Origin of the sequence: Micromonospora sp. NPDC006766 (assembly GCF_040636055.1) — a bacterium.
Lineage (GTDB): Bacteria > Actinomycetota > Actinomycetes > Mycobacteriales > Micromonosporaceae > Micromonospora.
This window is the reverse complement of the sequence record NZ_JBEYIX010000124.1, coordinates 1-2,982: the sequence shown is the minus strand read 5'-3', so window position 1 is coordinate 2,982 and position 2,982 is coordinate 1. Positions and strand designations below refer to the sequence as shown.

Below are 2,982 nucleotides of genomic sequence, written 5' to 3'. Positions count from 1 at the left end.
CTCACGTTTCCATCCCCCCTGTGGGACCAGCCGCCCCCCTACGTGTACCCCCATTAGTGCAAAAGCTCACACACCGCCGCGGCCGGCCACCCGAACGCGGGTGCCGGCCAGCGGCGTCTTGCAGATCTTGGAGACGAACGGCAACTCTTCAAGATTCGGAAGTGAGAGTGGTGGCCCGGCCGGTTACTCCGGCTCGGCGACCAGCTCCACCTCGTACCCCTGGCCGTCAGTGAGGTAGGCGGCGTACGTGCCGGGGCCGCCGGCGTGCGGATGGCGGTCCGGGAAGAGCAACCCCCACCCGTGCCCGGGGGCCGCCGCGACCAGCAGGTCCACGGCGGCCGGCGAGCCGGCGTGGAAGGCGAGATGGTTGAGGCCCGGCGCGAGCCGGTCGTGCACCCGGCCGCTCAGCGCCGGGGACTCCTCCAAAACCAGGTACGTGGGGCCGAGCCGCCAGGACCGACCGGCCGGCCAGTCCTGGTACGGCGTCCACCCCAGCTCGCCGAGAAGCCAGCCCCAACTGCCCATGGCGGCCGCGAGATCGGGTACCCAGACCTCGACGTGGTGCAGCCCGCCGACGGTCAGCGCTTCCCGCCCGGCACCCATAGCACATCTCCATCCGGATTTGCCGTTCTTGCCAGAATAAAGAGCAAATCGGAGAGCCGGTTGAGATACTTTGCCGGGAGAGGGCTGGTCCGGTCCGGGTCGTGCGCGACCAGGGCCCATGCCGCACGCTCGGCACGTCTGGCGGTCGTCCGTGCCACGTGCAGCAGCGCCGCGCCCGCGGTGCCGCCGGGGAGGATGAAGGAGTCGAGCTTGCTCAGGCGCCCGTTGTACTCGTCGCACCAGCCCTCAAGGCGCACCACGTACTCCTCGGTGACCCGCAGCGGCGGGTACCCGGGGTCCGGCTCGACCGGGGTCGCCAGGTCGGCGCCGACGTCGAACATGTCGTTCTGGATCGACTCCAGCACCGCACGCAGGTCGTCGCCGAGCTGCCCGAGGGCGATCGCGACGCCGATCGCGGCGTTGCACTCGTCGACATCCGCGTACGCGGCGATCCGCGGATCGGTCTTCGGCACCTGCTCGTTGTTGCTCAGCCTGGTCATGCCGGCGTCGCCGGCCTTGGTGTAGATGCGCGTGAGGTGGACAGCCATGACGCACAGCCTACGGATACCGGACCTGACCTTCCCGGCACCGCCGGGCCGTACGGGCTGGACGCCCGGCGTCGGGCCGGGCGCCGGCGATCCGGCGAGCTGCGACGTCGACGTCATCCGGGTACGCGGTGCGGCCCGGCTGGCTGGCACGGTGCACGTCGTCGGGGCGAAGAACTCCGCGCTCAAACTGATGGCGGCCGCGCTGCTCGCCCCCGGGCGTACCGTGATCACCAACGTGCCACGGATCACCGACATCGCCATCATGGGCGAGGTGCTGCGCCGGCTCGGCTGCGGCGTACGGTTTGCCGCCGACGACCCGGTAGACCCGATGGCGGCCCGGGGCGGGGCGGAACGGTCCCGGTCGGTCGTCATTGACGTACCGGAGCAGCCCGGCGCGGAGGCCGACTACGACCTGGTCCGCCGGCTGCGTGCGTCGATCTGTGTGCTCGGGCCGCTGCTGGCCCGCCGAGGGTACGTGCGGGTGGCCCACCCGGGCGGAGACGCCATCGGCTCGCGCGGTCTGGACATGCACATCGCCGGGCTGACCCGGATGGGCGCGGAAATCTCCGGCGAACACGGCTTCGTCATCGCCGAAACCCCGGACGGGCTGCACGGCGCGGACATCGTGCTGGACTTCCCGAGCGTCGGCGCGACGGAGAACCTGGTGATGGCGGCGGTGCTGGCCCGAGGCGACACGACGATCGACAACGCGGCCCGGGAGCCGGAGATCGTGGACATCTGCTCGATGCTGATCCGGATGGGGGCTCGGATCGAGGGGGCGGGCACCTCCACCCTGCACATCGTCGGGGTGCCCGAGCTGCAGCCGGTCCGGCACGCCACGGTCGGGGACCGGATCGTCGCCGGCACCTGGGCGTTCGCCGCCGCGATGACCCGCGGGGACGTCACCGTGACCGGCATCGACCCGGCGTACCTGGAAGTCGCGCTGGACAAGCTGGTCACGGCCGGCGGCCTGGTGGAGACCCGAGGGGACGCCTTCCGGGTACGCGTGGACGACCGCCCCACCGCCGTCGACGTGGTGACCCTGCCGTATCCGGGCTTCGCCACCGACCTGCTGCCGATGGCGATCGGGCTGGCCGCGGTGAGCGACGGCGCGTCCCTGATCACCGAGAACATCTTCGACGGCCGGTTCATGTTCGCCAACGAGATGATGCGGCTCGGTGCGGACATCAAGACTGACGGCCACCACGCCCTGGTCTGCGGCCGGGACCGCCTCTCGGGCGCCCCGGTACGCGCCACCGACATCCGGGCCGGCGCCGGCCTGATCATCGCCGGGCTGTGCGCCGACGGGGTCACCGAGGTCTCCCATGTGCATCACGTCGACCGCGGCTACCCCGACTTCGTCGCCGACCTGCGGGCGCTCGGCGTGGAGGTGGAACGCGGCACCGCCCCCGAGGAGCCCGACCTCTCCATCTGACGCCCGGGCGTCAGCCCGTGCGGGGCGGGGTGAGGGCCGCGCCCAGCAGGGCGAACGCGTCGGGAATGACGGTGCCCCAGTAGGCGAAGTTGTGCCGGCCGTCGGTCCACTCGGCGCGTACCGGGGGTTCGGGCGGCGCCTTGGCCAGGGGCGCGCTGAGGAAGTTGTCCTGCCGGCCACACCAGAGGCCGACCGGGGTGCCGCGCAGCTTGTCGTGCGCCGGTCAGGGTGTGCGCCGTGTCGCCGAGTGTCGCACCTTGGGTGTTAATAGGGGCCCCTGCTATGCGCCAGGCGTTAACAGGGGGCCCCTCCTAATGAGTGTTGCGGGTCGGCCTCAGGCAGACTCGTCCGGTGGTAGCCGCCGGTGGGTGAGCACTCGTCCCTCCTGGATCTTGA

3 protein-coding genes are annotated in these 2,982 nt (G+C 71.4%); 1 reads left to right on the top strand and 2 read right to left on the bottom strand.

The window, feature by feature from the left end; all coding sequences use genetic code 11:
* Nucleotides 1-183 precede the first annotated feature (183 nt).
* On the bottom strand, nucleotides 184-603 hold the full coding sequence (locus ABZ671_RS32605) for a VOC family protein (RefSeq protein ID WP_357865380.1): 420 nt from the start codon (nucleotides 601-603) through the stop codon (nucleotides 184-186).
* Nucleotides 579-1,151 (bottom strand): cob(I)yrinic acid a,c-diamide adenosyltransferase, encoded by a 573-nt coding sequence (locus tag ABZ671_RS32600; protein WP_357865377.1) that lies wholly within the window; start codon nucleotides 1,149-1,151, stop codon nucleotides 579-581. Before ABZ671_RS32600 ends, ABZ671_RS32605 begins: the two co-directional genes overlap by 25 nt.
* On the opposite strand from ABZ671_RS32600, the gene murA reads away from it, so the two are divergent.
* Entirely contained in the window at nucleotides 1,150-2,586 is a 1,437-nt protein-coding gene (murA, locus tag ABZ671_RS32595) for a UDP-N-acetylglucosamine 1-carboxyvinyltransferase (protein WP_357865375.1), read from the top strand. The two genes, ABZ671_RS32600 and murA, sit on opposite strands and share 2 nt — an antisense overlap.
* The last annotated feature ends 396 nt before the right edge of the window (nucleotides 2,587-2,982 follow it).

What these genes read in the sequence shown, in the direction of transcription:
- ABZ671_RS32605 (WP_357865380.1), bottom strand. Translation starts at nt 603, where the DNA reads ATGGGTGCCGGGCGGGAAGCGCTGACCGTCGGCGGGCTGCACCACGTC.
- murA (WP_357865375.1), top strand. Translation starts at nt 1,150, where the DNA reads ATGACGCACAGCCTACGGATACCGGACCTGACCTTCCCGGCACCGCCG.
- ABZ671_RS32600 (WP_357865377.1), bottom strand. Translation starts at nt 1,151, where the DNA reads ATGGCTGTCCACCTCACGCGCATCTACACCAAGGCCGGCGACGCCGGC.